A 17303-nucleotide genomic window follows, 5' to 3' on the forward strand; every position below is an offset into this window, starting at 1 on the left:
GTGAAGGCGGCCATCGTCGGCTCCGGCAACATCGGCACCGACCTGCTCTACAAGCTCCTGCGCTCGCAGGTGCTGGAACCGCGCTGGATGGTGGGCATCGACCCGGCCAGCGAGGGACTGCGCCGCGCGGCCGATCTCGGGCTTGAGGTCTCGGTCGACGGCGCGGAGTGGTTGCTGCGTCAGGACGAGCTGCCGGACATCGTCTTCGAGGCGACGTCCGCGGCGGTGCACAGGGCCAACGCCCCGCGCTACGCCGAGGCGGGCGTCCGGGCGATCGACCTGACACCGGCCGCGGTCGGGCCCTACGTCGTGCCGCCGGTGAACCTCGGCGAGCACCGGGACGCGCCCAACATCAACCTGATCACGTGCGGCGGCCAGGCGACGATTCCCATGGTGCACGCGGTTTCCCGGGTGGTTCCGGTGTCGTACGCGGAGATCGTCGCGAGCGTGGCGTCGGTGTCGGCGGGTCCGGGCACGCGGGCCAACATCGACGAGTTCACCCGCACGACCAGTCGTGGCATCGAGGCGATCGGGGGTGCTTCGAAGGGCAAGGCGATCATCGTGCTGAACCCGGCGGACCCGCCGATGATCATGCGCGACACGATCTTCTGCGCGATTCCCGAGGACACCGATCCCGACCCGATCACGGACTCGATCGCGCGGATGGAGACGGACATCCGTTCTTACGTCCCGGGATTCCGGCTGCTGCGGGAGCCGCAGTTCGACGCCGGCCGGGTCGCGATCTTCGTGGAGGTCGCGGGCGCGGGCGACTTCCTGCCCGAGTACGCCGGGAACCTCGACATCATGACGGCCGCCGCGACCAAGGTGGGGGAGGAGATCGCCCGTGCACCAAAAGAATCCAACACTGCGGTTGACCGACACGTCACTGCGTGACGGCTCGCATCACAAGCGGCACCAGTTCACGACCGAGGACGTCCGCTCGATCGTCGCCGCCCTCGACGGTGCCGGGGTGCCGGTGATCGAGGTGACGCACGGCGACGGGCTGGGCGGGTCGTCGTTCAACTACGGCTTCAGCCACACCCCCGAACAAGAGCTGATCAAGGTCGCGGTCGAGACGGCTGTCCAGGCCAAGATCGCCGTGCTGATGCTGCCGGGTGTCGGGGTGAAGGACGACATCCTGGTGTCGCAGGACAACGGCGCCTCGATCGTCCGGATAGCCACGCACTGCACCGAGGCTGACGTCTCCGTCCAGCACTTCCAGCTGGCTCGCGAACGTGGGCTGGAGACCGTCGGATTCCTGATGATGGCGCACTCGCAGCCGCCGGAGGCGTTGGCGAAGCAGGCACGGATCATGGCCGACGCCGGGTGCCAGTGCGTCTACGTCGTCGACTCGGCCGGCGCTTTGGTGCTGGAGCAGGTGTCCGAGCGGGTCGAGGCCCTGGTCGCCGAGCTCGGTTCTGATGCCCAGGTCGGGTTCCACGGGCACGAGAACCTCGGGCTGAGCGTCGCGAACTCCGTTGCCGCCGCACGCGCGGGAGCGAAGCAGATCGACGGCAGCGTGCGCGGATTCGGCGCGGGCGCGGGAAACACGCCCCTCGAAGCGTTCGTCGGCGTCTGCGACAAGCTCGGGTTCGAGACCGGCGTCGACTTCTTCAAGATCGTGGACGCGGCCGAGGACGTCGTCCGGCCCGTCATGCCTGACGAGTGCCTGCTCGACCGGATGGCGCTGATGATGGGGTACGCGGGCGTCTACTCGAGCTTCCTCAAACACGCGTACACGCAGGCGCAACGCTATGGCGTGTCCGGCGCGCAGATCCTCGTCCGCGCGGGTGAACGCAAGCTCGTGGGCGGGCAAGAGGACCAGCTGATCGACATCGCACTGGAGCTGAGCAGGGAGAAAGTCCGATGAGCGAGGAAATCCTCGGCAAGGTGCGGGAACTGCTGCCGGCGCTCGCCGAACGCGCGCCCGAGGCGGAGGAACTGCGCCGGGTGCCGCCGGAGTCGGTGAAGGCGTTGCAGGAGACCGGGTTCTTCCGGATGCTGCAGCCCGCGCGGTACGGCGGGTTCGAGTCGCATCCGCTCGACTTCTACACGGCGGTCAGGCTGATCGGCAGCGCGTGCGGATCCACGGGCTGGGTCGCGTCCGTGCTGGGCGTGCACCCGTGGCACGTCGGGCTGTTCGACGTGCGGGCGCAGGACGAGGTGTTCGGCGAGGACCAGGACACCCGGATCTCGTCTTCTTATGCGCCGACAGGTCGTGCCACTGCGGTCGAGGGCGGGTTCCGGTTCAGCGGCAAGTGGAGCTTCTCGTCCGGCTGCGACCACGCGACGTGGGTGCTGCTCGGCGGCCTCGTGATGAACGACGAGGGCAAGCCGATCGACTTCCGCACGTTCCTGCTGCCGATCTCCGACTACACGATCAACGACGTGTGGGACACGGTCGGCCTGCGCGGCACGGGCAGCAACGACATCGTGGTCGAGGACGTGTTCGTGCCGGAGTACCGGGCGTTGAGCATGTCGAACACCGCGCGGTGCAAGTGCCCTGGCCAGGAGGTCAATCCCGGTCCGTTGTTCCGCATGCCGTACGGGACGATCCACCCGTACGCGGTGACGGCGCCGATCATCGGCATGGCGACCGGCGCGTACGCGCTCCACGTCAACGCGACCCGTGAGCGCGTCCGGGCGGCGTACCTGGGAGAGAAGTCGGTCGACGACCCGTTCGCGCAGGTCAGGATCGCGACCGCGGCGGCCGACGTCGACGTGGCGTGGTGGACGCTGGAGAAGGACATCAACGACGAGTGGGCGCACGCGGTCGCCGAGACGAAGATCCCGATCGACCTGCGGCTGAGGGCCCGGCGCGACCAGGTGCTCGGCAGCGGGCGGGCGCTGGCCGCGATCGACCTGCTCTTCGAGAGCGCGGGCGGCAAGGCGATCAACGCCGGTCTGCCGTTGCCCCGCTTCTGGCGCGACGCCCACGCCGCACGAGTGCACGCGGGCAACGACCCGGAGCGCGTGCTTGTGCTGTACGGCAAGAACGAGCTCGGCATCCAGGTCCGCGACGGCTTGTTCTGAGGGGGCGTTGATGAGCGTGCGGTTGCACTACCACGAGGCCGGTACCGACAACGCCGAGACGCTGGTCCTGCTGCACGGCGGCGGGCCCGGTGCGTCGGCTCTGTCGAACTTCCGCGCGAACATCCCGGTGTTCGCGAAGTCGTTCCGCGTGCTGGCGGTCGACATGCCGGGTTATGGCCAGTCGGACAAGCCCGCCGAGCACGACCAGTACTTCTCCTTCGCCTCCAGGGCTTTGAAGGACCTGCTGGACTCGCTGGAGATCGAGCGGGCGCACATCCTGGGCAACTCGCTCGGTGGCGGCACCGCGGTCCGGTTCGCGCTGGACAACGGGAAACGTGCCGGCCGGCTCGTGCTGATGGGTCCGGGCGGGTTGTCGTTGAACGTCTTCTCGCCTGATCCGACCGAGGGCGTGCGCAAGCTGAGCGCGTTCGCTCGCACACCCACGCGGGAGAAGATCGAGGAGTTCCTGCGGATCATGGTGTTCGACCAGTCGCTGATCACCGACGAGCTGATCGACGAACGGTTCGAGGCGGCACGCCAGCCGGAGTCGTTGCGCGCCATGGCGGCGCTGGGCAAGTCGTTCTCCGGTCCCGACTTCGAGCAGGGCATGCTCTGGCGTGAGGCCTACAAGCTGCGCCAGCGGGTGTTGCTGGTGTGGGGCCGCGAGGACCGGGTGAACCCGCTGGACGGCGCGTTGCTGGCGACGAAGCTGATCCCGCGCGTGCAGCTGCACGTGTTCGGCGGGTGCGGGCACTGGGCGCAGCTGGAGAAGTTCGACGAGTTCAACCGGCTCGCCCTCGACTTTCTGACGGAGGCGTGATGGGCATCAGGTCCCTGGCCTATCTCCGGATCGAGGCCACCGACATGAACCGGTGGCGCGAGTTCGGGCTGAAGGTCCTCGGCATGGTCGAGGGCAAGGGTTCCACCGAGGGCGCTCTCTACCTGCGGATGGACGACTTCCCGGCGCGGCTCGTGATCGTGCCGGGGGAGACCGACCGGCTGCAGGCTTCCGGCTGGGAGGCCGCCACCGAGGCCGAGGTCGAAGAGGTCGCGAAACGCCTGGCCTCGGCCGGGGTCGCGTACGTCGAAGGCTCTGCGGAGGACCTGGCGGAACGGCGGGTCACCGGCCTGATCCGGTTCGAGGATCCGTCCGGCAACACGCTGGAGGTCTTCCACGGCGCGGCTTTGGAACATCGGCGGGTCGTGTCGCCGTACGGGCACCGGTTCGTGACCGAGGAGCAGGGCCTCGGGCACGTCGTGCTGTCCACTTCGGACGACGAGGCCGCGCTGCACTTCTACCGCGACGTGCTCGGGTTCCGGTTGCGGGACTCGATGCGCCTGCCACCGCAGTTCGTCGGCAGGCCCGCCGACGGACCGCCCGCGTGGCTGAGGTTCTTCGGCTGCAACCCGCGCCACCACAGCCTCGCGTTCCTGCCGATGCCGACGCCGAGCGGGATCGTGCACCTGATGGTCGAGGTCGAGAACACCGACGACGTGGGCCTGACGCTGGACCGGGCTCAGCGGCGCAAGGTGCCGATGTCGGCGACGCTCGGCCGGCACGTCAACGACCTGATGCTGTCGTTCTACATGAAGACGCCCGGCGGGTTCGACGTCGAGTTCGGTTGTGAGGGACGGCAGGTCGACGATGAGGACTGGATCGCACGCGAGAGCACGGCGGTGAGCCTGTGGGGACACGACTTCAGCGTGGGCGTCCAGAAGTAATGCAGTCAGAAATAACCGCCCGCTACCGTTCAGTTCTCGGTCACTTCTGCACCGGGGTGACCGTGGTGACCGGCATGTCCGCGGACGGGCCGGTCGGCTTCGCCTGCCAGGCGTTCGCCGCACTGTCGCTGGACCCGCCGCTGGTGGTGTTCTGTCCACAACGGACCTCGCGCAGCTGGGCCGCGATCGCCTCGGCCGGCTCGTTCTGCGTGAACGTGCTGGCCGAGGACCAGCGCGAGGTGTCGACGGTGTTCGGGAAGTCGGGCACGGACAAGTTCTCCAGCGTCTCGTGGACGCCGTCGGCGACCGGCGCGCCGGTGCTCGACGGCGCGCTGACGTGGGTCGACTGCCAGGTGTCGGTGGTGCACGACGCCGGTGACCACCACATGGTCGTCGGCTCGGTCGTGGAGTTGGGCACGGTGCGCGAGGCGCAGCCGCTGCTGTTCTACCGCGGCCGCTACGCCACGCACGCCGAGCTGGACACCCGCGGCTGGTCCGGTGAGGTCCTCGACAACCTGCTGACCTGGCAGCGCCAGTCAGAGTGGAGCTGACGCGGTGACCTGCCAGACCGCGGCGGGGATCCGCACCTCGTCACCGTGCACGAACCCGTCGAACGCACTCCGGACCCGCGCCATGATCCGGGGCCGTTCGGACTCCTCTGCCTCCGTGAGCGCACGGGAGACCGGTCCGAGGTTGCTCAGGTACGGGACCAGCAGTTCCTCGGGCAGGGTGCGGACGTGGTCCACCGGCCGGATGTCGATCCCGTCCCAGCCGGCCTCCTCGAGGATCTTGCGCGTCCTGCCGGGATCGGCGAGGGCGAACGGACCAGGTCCGCGCGGATCCGGTGCCGGCGCGTCCGGCAGCAACGGGGAGGCGGCGTCGGCCGCGGTGGTCATGAACGGGTTCTCGTCCGCGCCGCGCCACGTGACGAAGCAGAGGTCACCGCCGGGCGACGTGGCTCGCAGCAGGTTGCGGAAGGCGGCGACGGGGTCGTCGAAGAACATGACCCCGAACCTGCTCACGATCAGGTCGAAGCCGGTGTCGAACGCGTGCACCTGCGCGTCAGCCAGGAGGTACTGCGCTTTTCCGTGCTCGCGTGCGGCGGCGAGCATCGTCTCGGAGATGTCGACGCCCACGCAGGCCGCTCCGGTGGCCTCCGTGATCGCCCTCGTGACGCCACCCGTGCCGCACCCGACGTCGAGAACCCGTTCGCGCGGCCGTTCGAGCGCCGCCTGGACGAGCAGGTCCTGGAACGGGCGGAGCATCAGGTCCACGATGTCCTGCACGTTCGCCCAGCCCTGCCCCGCGGCGTTCCACCAGGCGGCCTGCTCGCTGTTCACCTCTGCTGTCATGCTCCTACCGTCCTACTTCAAGTCGGCTTGAGGTCAAGTGTCGTGGACAAAACCGAGATCGGCATCGGCGAGGTGGTCCGGCGTTCGGGCGTGCCGGCCTCTACTTTGCGCTACTACGAGGAGCGCGGCCTGATCGCGTCCGTGCGACGGCAAGGTCTGACGCGCGTGTTCACCGCGGCGGTGCTGGAGCAGCTGGCGTTGATCGCGGTCTGCCGCACGGCGGGGTTCTCGCTGGACGAGATCACGCTGATGTTCTCGCCCGACGGCAGCCCGTCGCCGAACCGCGCGATGCTCGCGGCCAAGGCGGACGAGCTGGACGTGACGATCCAGAAGCTGGCGTTGATGCGCGACGACCTGCGGCACGCGGCCGCCTGCCCGGCGCCGACGCACCTGGAGTGCCCGACGTTCCGCCGCGTGCTCGGCCTTTAGGGCCAGATCTGCGGCGCCACCGTGACCGCCGCGGCCTGGTACGGCGGCAGCGCCCTGCCCTCGACCACGACCTCCAGGGGCCACTTCTCCTTCAGCACCACCCACAACCTGCCGGACAGCCCCGAGCAGACTCCCAACGGGTTGACGTCCGCGCCCGTCTGCAGCACGTACACCCACTTCGCGCCGTCCGGTGCGCCGTCGAGCGGCTCGCGCCAGGCGCGGCGCACGCGATGGACGCGGTGGAGCGCGGCGTCGGCCGTCAGCACGATGTCCGCCTTGCTCGGATCCGGCGCGCCGGCGGGCGCGTCGGCACTGAAGCGGTACGCGACCGGCGGAACCTCGTCGAGGTGCGGTACCGCCGCCAGATCGGCGAGGCCGGCTTCGTCCACAGTGGAGGCGATGAGTTCTCGCTCCTGCGCCGTGACGCCGATGTTCTGGTACGCCAGGGTGAGCAGCAGCGTCGCCTCGGCCTGCGAGGGTTCGCCGCCGTAGTAGTCCTCGCGCACCGAGCCCAGGACGTCGTCGGCCAGCCGCCCGGCCAGCCGGGCGCAGACGTCGATGACGGTGGCGTAGGTCTTCACGTCCATGGGTCACTTCTTCTGGTACGGGCCGAGTACGAACGGGCCGTGAACGATACCGTGGGCATCCTTCACGATCTTGCGGATCTCGTTGCCCTTGGGACCTTCCCAGGTCCAGCTGCCGTCACCACCCAGGCTGGGGTGGCTGTATCGGGGCGGAACCCCCTGGGGGATCCCGGGCGGGGGCGGGTGGGGTGCGGGGGGATTCTCGATCACGCCCATGTCGCGACCGTTCTTCGGGAACGACGTGCGGATCTCGCCGGTCTCCAGCACCACCGTCCTGATGTTGACGCCGTCGACCATGCCCTCGTAGTTGTACGCCCACGCCGGGTTGCCGTCGGCGTCCCTGGTGAGCAGCGGGCCTTTGACCGGCGGCCCCATCTGGGTGACCTCGTACGTGGCGGCCTTGATCTTGGCCACGTTCCAGCTCCTCGGGAACTCGGTCTTGCCCGAGAACCCCGTGCCGGCCAGGTGGCCTCCGCTTCGGCCACCGTCGCCGTGGGCGATGTGCTCCACGGACTTGGCGCTGTGGTGGATGTCGGCTGCGTTGAGCGGTGCCGTGGGCATCGGCGGAGCCCCGGCAGGGTGCGTCGGCTGCGCGGGCCGGGCAGCCGGCGGAGGTGCGGGCGTGCCGGTGCCGCTCGCCGCGTTGGGCGTGCCCGCCGTGGCGGCCTGCTGGGCCGCGTGCGTCGCACTGGTCACGCCCGCGGCCGGGCCGCCGGACGGGTGTCTGGGCGGACCGCCTCCGGTGCCGCTCGGGCTCTTCGTCCTCGGGGCCATCGCGCCCTACCCGTCCAGCAGCGCGGTCAGGTTGGTCACGCTGTTGACGAGGCCGGTCGTGAACGTGAGGATCCGGCCCGACCACTTGACCACCGCGGCGACGATCTGAACCGCGACGTAGGGAATCGTCAGGACGAGCAACGACTCGGCGAGCCAGACGATGATCCGCGCCACCAGGTCGGCGAACAGGTCGCGCACGATCTCCCTGGTCATCTCGACCAGGCCGCTCGCGCCCTTCGACGCCGCGGCCATCGCGGACGAGAGACCGGACATCGCGGCGATCGCCTCGACGTTGCTGGCCATCAACCGCTGGTAGCTCTCCGAGGCGTCGCCGTTCCAGCCGTACAGGTCGGTCTCCAGGTCCGCGCGGAGGTCGTCGGCCATCGAGGAGAGCTCGGTCGCCATGTTGTCCCACGTCGCGACGTGGGCCTTCACGAGATCGGGCTTGCCGGTCACGTCGTCGAGCGCCTCGCGCAGTGGCCGGAAGTACTCGATCGCCCAGCCGAGCCCGTTGGCGAGCAGCGCGCTGACGGGGTCCAGGACGGAAGAGGCGACCTCGACACCGGTCTGTGCGCCGGCGAGGGCGTCGTCGACCCAGCCCTCGCTCTTGATCGCCTCGACGAGTCCCTCGATGCTGTCCGGGAGGCTGGCGCCCGTCCACGGCCTGTGCGAGGACTGTTCCGGTGCGATGAGCGTCTTGTCCGTCATTGCGCACCCGCGGCCCTGAGGATGTTCTCGCGTGTGTCCGCGTCGACGGCCATGTAGGTGTCCGCGCTGGCGTGGAGTTCCTTCACGACGGTCCGGAGATTGCTCTCGACGGTCGCGATGACGGTGTCGATGGCGACGTGCCTGGCGTCCAGCTTGCCGGGCAGCCAGCTGCACAGCCTTCCGTACGCCTGGTCGTCCTTCGTGATGTGGGAACTGGCGGACTGGACCCCGGCGAACCGCCGCAGGATCGCGTCGACGTTCGTCGCGTGCTGCCGCAGCAGTTCCGCTTCCACTTCGAACCCGGTCATGCTCACCACCGATCGTCGATGACGCTGGGGCTGTCGTCCTCGTCGTCGGGCAGGGGAGGCGGCCGGCGAGAACGGGCGGCGGGCAGTACCGGGACCGAACCGGGCGGCGGAGACGGCGCGGTGCGCGGGCCTGGTTCGGTCCGCAGGTGCTTCGCGATGCTCGCCGAGATGGCCTGCGCCGCCGCGGACTCGGTTCCCACGGTCTCGGCGACGACCTCCTGGGACTTCTCCGCCAACTCGCGGCGCGCGGCCCGGAGCGTCGCCATGATCGTCGACGCCACGACGTCCGGTGTCACCCGGTCGATCCGGTCGGTGAGCCGGAGCCCCACCAACTGACCCGTCGAGTCGACGGTCACCTCGGTCATCCGCCCGGGATCGCTCGCGACGACGCGCAGCTCCTGCAGGCGATCGCCCATCGCCTTCGTGTCGGCGGCCAGCTTGTCGACTCTGCCCTTCCACGCCGCGAGGCGCTCCCGCGCGCCGTTCGGATCGAGGAGGGGTTCGTCCACGAGGCTGGAGTCTAGGCAGGAAAGCGGTTGCCTACGGGACGAAACGAGCGAGTCGGGCCAGGTGGACGCGCGGACTGCCGAACAACTGGCCGCTTCCGTGCGCCCGCTTGAAGTAGAGGTGCGCGTCGTGCTCCCACGTGATCGCGATCCCGCCGTGCAACTGGATCATCTCCGCGGCCACCGCGAAGAGCGCCTCCGAGCAGTAGACCTTGGCCACCGCCGCGGACACCTCGTCGGCAGCGGCCTCTGCTGCCGATCTGGCGGTCTCGACCAGGACGTGCATGTCCGCCATGCGGTGCTTCAGCGCCTGGAACGAGCCGATCGGCTTGCCGAACTGGACCCTGGTCCTGGTGTACTCGACGGTGAGTTCCAGGGCCCTCGCGGCGGTGCCGACCTGTTCCGCGCACAACGCGGCGATGGCGACGTCGCGGACATGAGGTGACCACGACCCGAGACGGGTCTTCGCCGCGTTCGCCAGGTGGATCGTGGCGAGGCGACGGGTGAGGTCCATCGTGGGCGTGTGCTCGCGGGTCACGCCGGACAGGTGGACCTCGTGCAGGTCGACGCCGTCCGTGACGAGAAGGATTTCGGCCAGGTCGCCGTCGACGACGAAACGAGCCGTGTCGCCGATGGTGTTCTCGTGCCACGGCCAGATGAGCGCGGCGACCGTCCCCTCGGCGATCCTCGGCAGCAGCCGTCCGCACGCCTCGTCGTCGCCGGTGGCCAGGATCGCCTCTGCCGCGATGGCCGACGAGAGCAGGGGAGCGGGGGTGAGCGTGCGGCCGAGTTCTCCCAGCGCCACGCGGGTTTCCGCCTGGCCGGCCCCGGAACCGCCGTACCGCTCCGGGATCGGGAGCACGCCGATGTCGCACAGCCGCGCCCACACGGCCTTGTCGTAGCCGTGCGGGGTCTCGATGGCCGCGCGGACGTCGGAGTGCTTGTCGAGCAGGCTGCGGACGGCGTCACGCAACGCGAGTTGTTCCGGTGTCACAACGCCTCCAGCACGCGTGCTCGGTGCATCGACGGACTTCCCCACGCCGTGCGCAGGGCTCGGGTCTGCAACAGGAAACGGCCCAGGTCGTGCTCCGCGGTGTAGCCGATGGCGCCGTGGACCTGCAGTGCCGTACGGGCGGCCTGCCAGGCGGCGTCGGAGGTGGCGACCTTGGCCGCCGAGACGTCGCGGGACGACATGGTCACGGCCGCGCCGAACACCAGCGGGCGGGCTAGTTCGAGTCCGATGAGGACGTTCGCGAGGTGGTGCTTGACCGCCTGGAACTGGCCGATCGGCTTGCCGAACTGGGCGCGGGCCTTGGCGTGGGCGGTGGTCATCTCCAGCATGGCGCGGCCGAGGCCGAGGAGTTGGGCCGAGCAGGTCAGGACGCCGAGGTCGAACGCGCGGTCCGCTGGTACGTCGGTGGCGATCACCGGGCCGGCGGTCAGTTCGAACAGGCGGCGGGCGGGGTCGACGGACTGGAGTTCGGTGGTGGGGGAGGCTTCGCGGAGGGTGTCGCCGTCGACTAGGAGGTAGCGGTCGGCCTCGACGGCGTGGGGGATGAAGGGAGGGAAGGCAACCGACCAGGTCCCAGCTCCGCCGCCGCCGCTGCTGCCACCGCCGCTGCTGCCACCGCCGCTGCTGCCGCTGCCGCTGCTGCTGCTGCCGCTGCCGCTGCTGCCGCTGCTGCCGCTGCTGCCGCTGCTGCCGCTGCTGCCGCTGCCGTCGCCGCCGCTACCGCCGCCGTCGCCACCGCCGCTGCTGCCGCTGCTGCTGCCGCCGCCGCTACCGCCGCCGCTGCCACCGCTACCGCCGCCAGCCTCAGCCCCACCCACCAGCGCCGGCACCACCGCCAACGACTCCACCAGCGGCCCGCCCACCGCGTGGTGCCCCAACTCCTCGAACACCACCACGAGGTCGACCGGATCGGTCACCTCGTCTACCCCGAGCGAGGCCAGGTCCGTCTTGCCGGCGGCCAGGAACCCGTGCAGCACGGTGGCGAAGTCCGTCTGCTCCGGCGAGAGCGTGAACATCATCGCGGCAGCCCCAGGAGTCGTTCGGCGATCACGTTGCGCTGGATCTCGTTGGTACCGGCGTAGATCGGGCCCGAGAGCGAGAACAGCCACCCGTCCCGCCACCCCGGCGCGACCTCGCCGAGCAGGTCTAGCGCGGTCTCGTGCAGAGCCACGTCCAGCTCGGACCAGAACACCTTCGTGACGCTGGCGGCAGGCCCAGACAAGGGACTGGCCAGCGCGCCGAACGTGTGCAGCCGGTAGGCCTGCGCGCCGATCCACGCGTCGACGACCCGATCGCGCAACGCCGGGTCCGGGTTCTTGCGGTACAGCTCGACCAGCCGGGAGGCCGCCGCGGTGAAACGGCCCGGGCTGCGCAGGGTCAGGCCGCGCTCGTTGCCCGCCGTGCTCATCGCCACGCGCCAGCCGTCGCCGACCTCGCCCACGACGTCGTGGTCCGGCACGAACACGTCGTCCAGGAAGATCTCGGCGAAGCCCGGTTCGCCGTCGAGCTGGTCGATCGGGCGCACGGTCACGCCGTCCGCCCTCAGATCGAAGAGCAGGTAGGTCAGGCCGCGGTGACGTTCGCCGTCGCCGGTGCGGAACAGGCCGAACGCCCGGTCCGCGAACGCCGCCCGCGAGCTCCAGGTCTTCTGCCCGCGCAACAGCCAGCCGCCGTCGCACCGGACGGCGGTGCTGCGCAACGACGCCAGGTCGGACCCGGCCTCGGGCTCGGACCAGGCCTGCGCCCACACCTCGTCGCCGCGCGCCATCGCGGGCAGGATCCGCGCACGCTGTTCGTCGGTGCCGTGAGCGAACAACGTTGGCGCCAAAAGAAAAATACCGTTCTGCGAGACACGGCCCGGCGCACCCGAAGCGTGGTACTCCTCCTCGAACACCAGCCACTGCAGCAACGAGGCTTCCCGGCCGCCGTAAGAAGTAGGCCAGGAGACCACCGACAGTCGTTCAGAAGCGAGCAGCCGTTCCCACGCGCGGTGCTCCTCGAAGCCCGCGGCGGTGTCCATAGAGGACAGAGGGCGAACATTGGAGGCCAACCACGAACGCACCTCCGCCTGGAACTCCGAAGTCCTGGCGTCCAGTGAGAGATCCATCAGCCGGAGGCCTTCTTCATCGAACGGGCGTCCATCCCGGCCAACGCGTCGGAGCTCACCTCGGCGTTGTGCGCGTGCGCGAAGTGGTGCAGACCGAAGACGGAATCCATCCCGGCACGCAGGCCCATCAGGTCCTCGGACTGGTTGACGGCCTTCTTCGCCAGCGCTAGCCCGAAGCGCGGCATCGCGGTAATGCGCGACGCCAGCTGGAAAGTCGACTCTTCCAGCTCCGCACGCGGCACGACACGCGAGACCATGCCCCACTCGTAGGCGCGCTGGGCCGAGAACCGGTCGCCGGTGAAGAGCACCTCCTTCGCGGCGCGCGGACCGAGCATCCACGGGTGCGCGAAGTACTCGACGCCCGGAATCCCCATGCGCACCACGGGATCGGCGAAGAACGCGTCCTCGGCCGCCACGATCAGGTCGCACACCCAGGCCAGCATCAGGCCGCCCGCCACGCACGCGCCCTGGACAGAAGCGATCGTCGGCTTCGGGATCTCCCGCCACCGCCGGCACATGCCGAGGTAGACCTCCATCTCGCGGGCGAACCGGAGATCACCACCCTCGCGGCCGACGTGGTCCCACCACATCACGGCCTTGCGTTCGAAGGAGACATCGACGTCGCGGCCAGGAGAGCCGATGTCGTGGCCCGCGGAGAAGTGGTCGCCGGCGCCGGCCAGGACGATCACCTTGACCTCGTCGTCGTTCACCGCGCGGGTGAAGGCCTCGTCCAACGCGTAGGTCATCGCCGAGTTCTGCGCGTTGCGGTACTCCGGGCGGTTCATGGTCACGACGGCGACCGCGTCCCGCCGCTCATACGAGACTGTCACGCGTTCTCCTTGCGCAGTTGGGTTTTGAGGACCTTGCCCATGGCGTTGCGGGGGAGCGCCGGGTGGAACTCGACGGCACGCGGCACCTTGTAGTTCGCCAGCCGCTCCCGGCAGAACGCGATCACCTCGTCCGCGGAGAGCGAGAAACCGGGCGCCGTGACGACGTGCGCCACCCCGACCTCACCCAGCCGGGCGTCGGCCATCCCGACCACGGCCGACTCCGCGACTCCCGGCAACCGGGCCAGCGCCTGCTCGATCTCGGCGGGGTACACGTTGAAACCGCCGCAGATGTACATGTCCTTGAGCCGGTCGGTGATCGAGAGGTACCCCCGCGAGTCCACCGCGCCGACGTCACCGGTGTGCAGCCAGCCGTCGGAATCGATCGCGAGCGCCGTCGCTTCCGGATCGTCGAGGTAGCCGAGCATCACGTTCGGACCGCGCAACAGCACCTCGTCCTGCGCGCCCAGCCGCAACGAGAACCCCGCCATCGGCGCACCGCACGTGTGCGCGACCGTTTCGGGAGAGTCGCCAGGGCGGCACATGGTGGCGACGACGGCCTCGGTCAGCCCGTAGGCGGTGAGCACGGTCAGCGACAGCTCCGCCAGCCGCTCGATCAGCACGACGGGCACCACCGCGGCGCCGGTGACCACCAGCCGCAGGCTCGACAGGTCGAACGAGCCGCGGTCGGGGTGGTCGAGCAACGCCTGGAAGATCGTCGGCGGACCGGGCAGCACGGTGATCCGTTCCCGTTCGATCAGCCGCATCGTCTCCACGACGTCGAACACCGGCTGCGGCACGATCGTCGCCCCGGTCAGCAGACAGGTCAGGATCCCCGCCTTGTAACCAAAGGTGTGGAAGAAGGGGTTGACGATCAGGTAGCGGTCCGCGGACGTCAGCTCACCGCAGCCGGCCCAGGCCTCGGCCACCCCGAGCGACTGCCGGTGCGCGCTCATCGCCCCCTTGCTGCGCCCGGTGGTGCCGGACGTGAACATGACGTCGCAAAGCTGATCTTCAGCCAGGTCGGGAAGATCCACGCCCGTGGCGACCCACTCGGCCGGTAGTCGCACAACCGACGGCAGCTCTGGAGACAACGCCCGCAGTTCCGCCTCCCGATCACGCCCGAGGAACTCGCCCTCGACGATCAGGACGCGAGCGGCACTGCGTTGCAGCACGTCCAACGTCTCCGTCGCGGTGAACCGGGTGTTGATCGGCACCAGCGCCGCACCGGCCCGCAACGCCCCGAGTGCCGCGACCACCCAGTGCGCGGAGTTCGGCGCGCACAAGGCCACCCGATCGCCGGGAAGCACACCCATCCCCGCGAGTGCGCGCGCCGCGTCCAGCACCGCCGAACGCAACTCCAGCCAGGTGAGGCGAACCTCCCCGTCCACCAACGCCTCCGCGTCGATGTACGAAGCAGCAGCGCGGTCGAGCACGGCTGAAACCGTTTGCCTGCTTGGAACGTCCGCCATCACACCCTCCAAAGCAAGTGCTTGGTAGGTTAGAGTATGGCGCATGGAGTCCTTCCGGCGCGAGGTGCGGGAATGGTTGTCCGCCAACCTCGTCGGTGAGTTCGCTGAGCTGCGCGGCCTGGGTGGACCGGGCCGCGAGCACGAGGCGTTCGAGGGACGGCTGCGGTGGCATCGGCATCTCGCGCGGAGCGGGTGGACGTGCCTCGGCTGGCCCGGCGAGCGCAGTGTGGAAGAACAGGTGATCTTCCACGAGGAGTACGCGGAGGCCGACGCTCCGGCGAAGGTCGACATCGTCGGCGAGGGCCTGCTCGGCCCAACGCTCGTCGCGTTCGGCACGCCAGAGCAGAAGGAACGGTTCCTGCCCAGGATCCGCTCGCTCGACGAGCTGTGGTGCCAGGGCTACTCGGAACCGGGCGCGGGGTCCGACCTCGCCTCCGTCACGACGAAGGCCACCCTCGAAGGCGACAGGTGGGTGATCAACGGCCAGAAGATCTGGACGTCGAACGCGCACTACTCGGACTGGATCTTCGTGCTGTGCCGCACCGAACCCGGTTCGCAACGGCACAGGGGCCTGTCGTACCTGCTCGTGCCGATGGACCAGCCGGGCATCGAGGTGCGGCCGATCCGCCAGCTCACCGGCACGTCGGAGTTCAACGAGGTCTTCTTCGACGGCGCGGTGACGGCGAGCGAGAACGTCGTCGGTCAGCCCGGCGAGGGCTGGAAGATCGCCATGGCGACCCTCGGCTTCGAACGCGGCACCGCGATGCTCGGCCACCAGGTCAGCTTCCGCCGGCAGCTCGACGCGATCATGGCGAAGGCGCCAGAAGACGAGCGCCTCACCAGGGCATGGCTCGAACTGCACGTCATGCGCTCGCACACGATGAGAACGCTCAACGACGACCCGGGTCCGGAGGCGTCCGTGCTGAAGCTGTTCTGGGGAAGCTGGCACCGCAGGCTCGGCGAGCTGGCGATGGACTCGCTCGGCCCCGAGTCGATGATCGACGACAACGAGTGGCAGCGGATGTTCCTGTTCAGCCGAGCGGAGACGATCTACGGCGGCTCCGACGAGATCCAGCGCGAGATCATCGCCCACCGCATCCTGGGGCTGCCCCGATGAACGGCCACGACCTGCTCAAGGACAAGATCGTCGTCGTGACGGCCGCGGCGGGCACCGGCATCGGCTCGGCGACCGCGAAGAGGTGCCTCGAAGAGGGCGCCACCGTGATCATCAGCGACTGGCACGAGCGCCGCCTCAAGGAAACCCATGAGGCGCTGGGCACGGATCACGCCGTCCCGTGCGATGTCACCAACGAGCAGCAAGTCCAAAACCTCATCGACGAGACGGTCGAGCGCTACGGCCGCATCGACGTGATGGTGAACAACGCCGGCCTCGGCGGCGAGAAGTCCGTGCTGGACATGGCCGACGACGAGTGGTCGCGCGTCTTGGACGTCACCCTCAACGGCACCTTCCGCTGCACCAGGGCCGCACTACGCCAAATGGTCGTCCAACGAAGCGGTGTCGTCGTTAACAACTCCAGTGTGATCGGCTGGCGCGCCCAGAAGGGTCAAGCCCATTACGCCGCAGCGAAAGCCGGGGTCATGGCGCTGACCAGATGCGCCGCGATGGACGTCGCCGAGCACGGCATCCGGGTGAACGCGGTCGCCCCGAGCTTGGCGGCGCACCCGTTCTTGACCAAGGTCACCAGTGAGGAGTTGCTGACGGAACTGGCGTCCCGAGAGGCCTTTGGGCGCGCCGCCGAGCCCTGGGAGGTCGCGAATGTGATCGTGTTCCTCGCCAGCGACTACTCGTCCTATCTCACGGGCGAGGTCGTCTCGGTGAGCAGTCAGCACCCGTGAGGAAGGAACGACCGATGAGTAGCCGGAGGGCCGAGCTGCTGGAGCTCGCCGCGAAGATGTTCGCCGAACGTGGCTACGGGCAGACCACGGTCAGGGACATCGCGGACGCGGCGGGCATCCTGTCCGGCAGCCTCTACCACCACTTCGACTCGAAGGAGTCGATGGTGGACGAGATCCTGCGGACCTTCCTGGACGAGCTGTTCACGCGGTACCGGGAGATCGTCGAGGCGGGGCTCGGGCCGAAGCAGACGCTGAAAGCCCTGGTGGTGGCGTCGTTCGAGGCGATCGACACCCGGCACGCCGCGGTCGCGATCTACCAGAACGAGTCCAAGCACCTCATGCCGCTGGAGCGGTTCTCCTACGTGGACGATCGCAGCGTGGAGTTCCGCAAGCTGTGGACGGTGCTGCTGGAGGAGGGCATGCGCGCGGGCGTGTTCCGCGCCGACCTCGACGTTGACGTGGCGTACCGGTTCATCCGCGACACGGTGTGGGTGGCCGTGCGGTGGTACCGGCCGGACGGTGACCTGGCAGCGGACGAGGTCGCCGACCAGTACCTCGCGATCCTGCTCGACGGCATCGCCACGGGCCGCAGGAAGAACTCCAAGACGTAGC

The 17303-nt window shown here is 69.3% G+C and carries 21 protein-coding genes; 10 read left to right on the top strand and 11 right to left on the bottom strand.

Going from position 1 to position 17303, the window contains the following annotated elements; translation table 11 throughout:
• Genes ACH413_RS43400 through hsaB form a run of 6 tightly spaced genes read left to right on the top strand, consistent with a single transcriptional unit; the run spans window position 1 to window position 5306 of the window.
• Window positions 1-894: an acetaldehyde dehydrogenase (acetylating) gene (locus ACH413_RS43400; protein ID WP_360039299.1), complete on the top strand. Its 894-nt coding sequence runs from the start codon at window positions 1-3 to the stop codon at window positions 892-894.
• A complete protein-coding gene (gene dmpG / locus ACH413_RS43405) occupies window positions 845-1870 on the top strand; it encodes a 4-hydroxy-2-oxovalerate aldolase (RefSeq protein ID WP_396425924.1) in 1026 nt (341 codons plus the stop codon). Before ACH413_RS43400 ends, dmpG begins: the two co-directional genes overlap by 50 nt.
• A complete protein-coding gene (hsaA, locus tag ACH413_RS43410; protein WP_360039296.1) occupies window positions 1867-3033 on the top strand; it encodes a 3-hydroxy-9,10-secoandrosta-1,3,5(10)-triene-9,17-dione monooxygenase oxygenase subunit in 1167 nt (388 codons plus the stop codon). The genes dmpG and hsaA overlap by 4 nt, the downstream gene beginning before the upstream one ends.
• A 10-nt stretch (window positions 3034-3043) precedes the next feature.
• Window positions 3044-3853 (top strand): 4,5:9,10-diseco-3-hydroxy-5,9,17-trioxoandrosta-1(10),2-diene-4-oate hydrolase, encoded by an 810-nt coding sequence (gene hsaD, locus ACH413_RS43415; RefSeq protein ID WP_360039293.1) that lies wholly within the window; start codon window positions 3044-3046, stop codon window positions 3851-3853.
• Entirely contained in the window at window positions 3853-4755 is a 903-nt protein-coding gene (hsaC, locus tag ACH413_RS43420; RefSeq protein ID WP_360039290.1) for an iron-dependent extradiol dioxygenase HsaC, read from the top strand. The genes hsaD and hsaC overlap by 1 nt, the downstream gene beginning before the upstream one ends.
• Window positions 4755-5306 carry a 3-hydroxy-9,10-secoandrosta-1,3,5(10)-triene-9,17-dione monooxygenase reductase subunit gene (gene hsaB / locus ACH413_RS43425; RefSeq protein WP_360039287.1) on the top strand — a complete coding sequence of 184 codons (552 nt, stop codon included), beginning with the start codon at window positions 4755-4757 and terminating at the stop codon, window positions 5304-5306. The genes hsaC and hsaB overlap by 1 nt, the downstream gene beginning before the upstream one ends.
• Here hsaB and ACH413_RS43430 read toward each other — a convergent pair.
• A complete protein-coding gene (locus tag ACH413_RS43430; protein ID WP_360039284.1) occupies window positions 5292-6107 on the bottom strand; it encodes a class I SAM-dependent methyltransferase in 816 nt (271 codons plus the stop codon). The genes hsaB and ACH413_RS43430 overlap by 15 nt on opposite strands.
• A 42-nt stretch (window positions 6108-6149) precedes the next feature.
• Between ACH413_RS43430 and ACH413_RS43435 the strand changes: the two genes are divergently transcribed.
• Window positions 6150-6536, top strand: coding sequence for a helix-turn-helix domain-containing protein (locus ACH413_RS43435; RefSeq protein WP_360039281.1), 387 nt, complete (start codon window positions 6150-6152; stop codon window positions 6534-6536).
• On the opposite strand, the gene ACH413_RS43440 is transcribed toward ACH413_RS43435, so the two are convergent.
• The 10 genes from ACH413_RS43440 to ACH413_RS43485 are packed head-to-tail and all read right to left on the bottom strand — an operon-like array spanning window position 6533 to window position 14834.
• The gene (locus ACH413_RS43440) at window positions 6533-7123 is read right to left on the bottom strand and encodes a hypothetical protein (protein ID WP_360039278.1); all 591 of its coding nucleotides are present in this window, start codon (window positions 7121-7123) and stop codon (window positions 6533-6535) included. The two genes, ACH413_RS43435 and ACH413_RS43440, sit on opposite strands and share 4 nt — an antisense overlap.
• Before the next feature lie 3 nt (window positions 7124-7126).
• Complete coding sequence (locus tag ACH413_RS43445) at window positions 7127-7894, bottom strand: hypothetical protein (protein WP_360039275.1); 768 nt, start codon at window positions 7892-7894, stop codon at window positions 7127-7129.
• A 6-nt stretch (window positions 7895-7900) separates the two neighbouring features.
• Window positions 7901-8602: a hypothetical protein gene (locus ACH413_RS43450; protein WP_360039272.1), complete on the bottom strand. Its 702-nt coding sequence runs from the start codon at window positions 8600-8602 to the stop codon at window positions 7901-7903.
• Window positions 8599-8910 carry a type VII secretion target gene (locus ACH413_RS43455; protein WP_360039269.1) on the bottom strand — a complete coding sequence of 104 codons (312 nt, stop codon included), beginning with the start codon at window positions 8908-8910 and terminating at the stop codon, window positions 8599-8601. The genes ACH413_RS43450 and ACH413_RS43455 overlap by 4 nt, the downstream gene beginning before the upstream one ends.
• 2 nt (window positions 8911-8912) lie before the next feature.
• Window positions 8913-9419, bottom strand: a complete 507-nt coding sequence (locus tag ACH413_RS43460; RefSeq protein ID WP_360039266.1) for a YbaB/EbfC family nucleoid-associated protein — start codon at window positions 9417-9419, stop codon at window positions 8913-8915.
• 31 nt (window positions 9420-9450) lie between these two features.
• Window positions 9451-10410 carry an acyl-CoA dehydrogenase family protein gene (locus tag ACH413_RS43465; protein ID WP_360039263.1) on the bottom strand — a complete coding sequence of 320 codons (960 nt, stop codon included), beginning with the start codon at window positions 10408-10410 and terminating at the stop codon, window positions 9451-9453.
• Window positions 10407-11447, bottom strand: coding sequence for an acyl-CoA dehydrogenase family protein (locus ACH413_RS43470; RefSeq protein ID WP_360039260.1), 1041 nt, complete (start codon window positions 11445-11447; stop codon window positions 10407-10409). The genes ACH413_RS43465 and ACH413_RS43470 overlap by 4 nt, the downstream gene beginning before the upstream one ends.
• Window positions 11444-12535: an acyl-CoA dehydrogenase family protein gene (locus ACH413_RS43475; RefSeq protein WP_360039258.1), complete on the bottom strand. Its 1092-nt coding sequence runs from the start codon at window positions 12533-12535 to the stop codon at window positions 11444-11446. Before ACH413_RS43475 ends, ACH413_RS43470 begins: the two co-directional genes overlap by 4 nt.
• Window positions 12535-13365: an enoyl-CoA hydratase gene (locus ACH413_RS43480; RefSeq protein WP_360039255.1), complete on the bottom strand. Its 831-nt coding sequence runs from the start codon at window positions 13363-13365 to the stop codon at window positions 12535-12537. The genes ACH413_RS43475 and ACH413_RS43480 overlap by 1 nt, the downstream gene beginning before the upstream one ends.
• Window positions 13362-14834: a FadD3 family acyl-CoA ligase gene (locus tag ACH413_RS43485; protein ID WP_360039252.1), complete on the bottom strand. Its 1473-nt coding sequence runs from the start codon at window positions 14832-14834 to the stop codon at window positions 13362-13364. The genes ACH413_RS43480 and ACH413_RS43485 overlap by 4 nt, the downstream gene beginning before the upstream one ends.
• 43 nt (window positions 14835-14877) lie before the next feature.
• Between ACH413_RS43485 and ACH413_RS43490 the strand changes: the two genes are divergently transcribed.
• The 3 genes from ACH413_RS43490 to ACH413_RS43500 are packed head-to-tail and all read left to right on the top strand — an operon-like array spanning window position 14878 to window position 17302.
• Window positions 14878-15951, top strand: a complete 1074-nt coding sequence (locus ACH413_RS43490; RefSeq protein WP_360039249.1) for an acyl-CoA dehydrogenase family protein — start codon at window positions 14878-14880, stop codon at window positions 15949-15951.
• Complete coding sequence (locus ACH413_RS43495) at window positions 15948-16691, top strand: SDR family oxidoreductase (protein ID WP_360039246.1); 744 nt, start codon at window positions 15948-15950, stop codon at window positions 16689-16691. Before ACH413_RS43490 ends, ACH413_RS43495 begins: the two co-directional genes overlap by 4 nt.
• A gap of 14 nt (window positions 16692-16705) precedes the next feature.
• Complete coding sequence (locus ACH413_RS43500; protein ID WP_360039243.1) at window positions 16706-17302, top strand: TetR/AcrR family transcriptional regulator; 597 nt, start codon at window positions 16706-16708, stop codon at window positions 17300-17302.
• Window position 17303: the final 1 nt, after the last annotated feature.

This window comes from Lentzea sp. NPDC020367, from assembly GCF_044387305.1.
GTDB lineage: Bacteria > Actinomycetota > Actinomycetes > Mycobacteriales > Pseudonocardiaceae > Lentzea.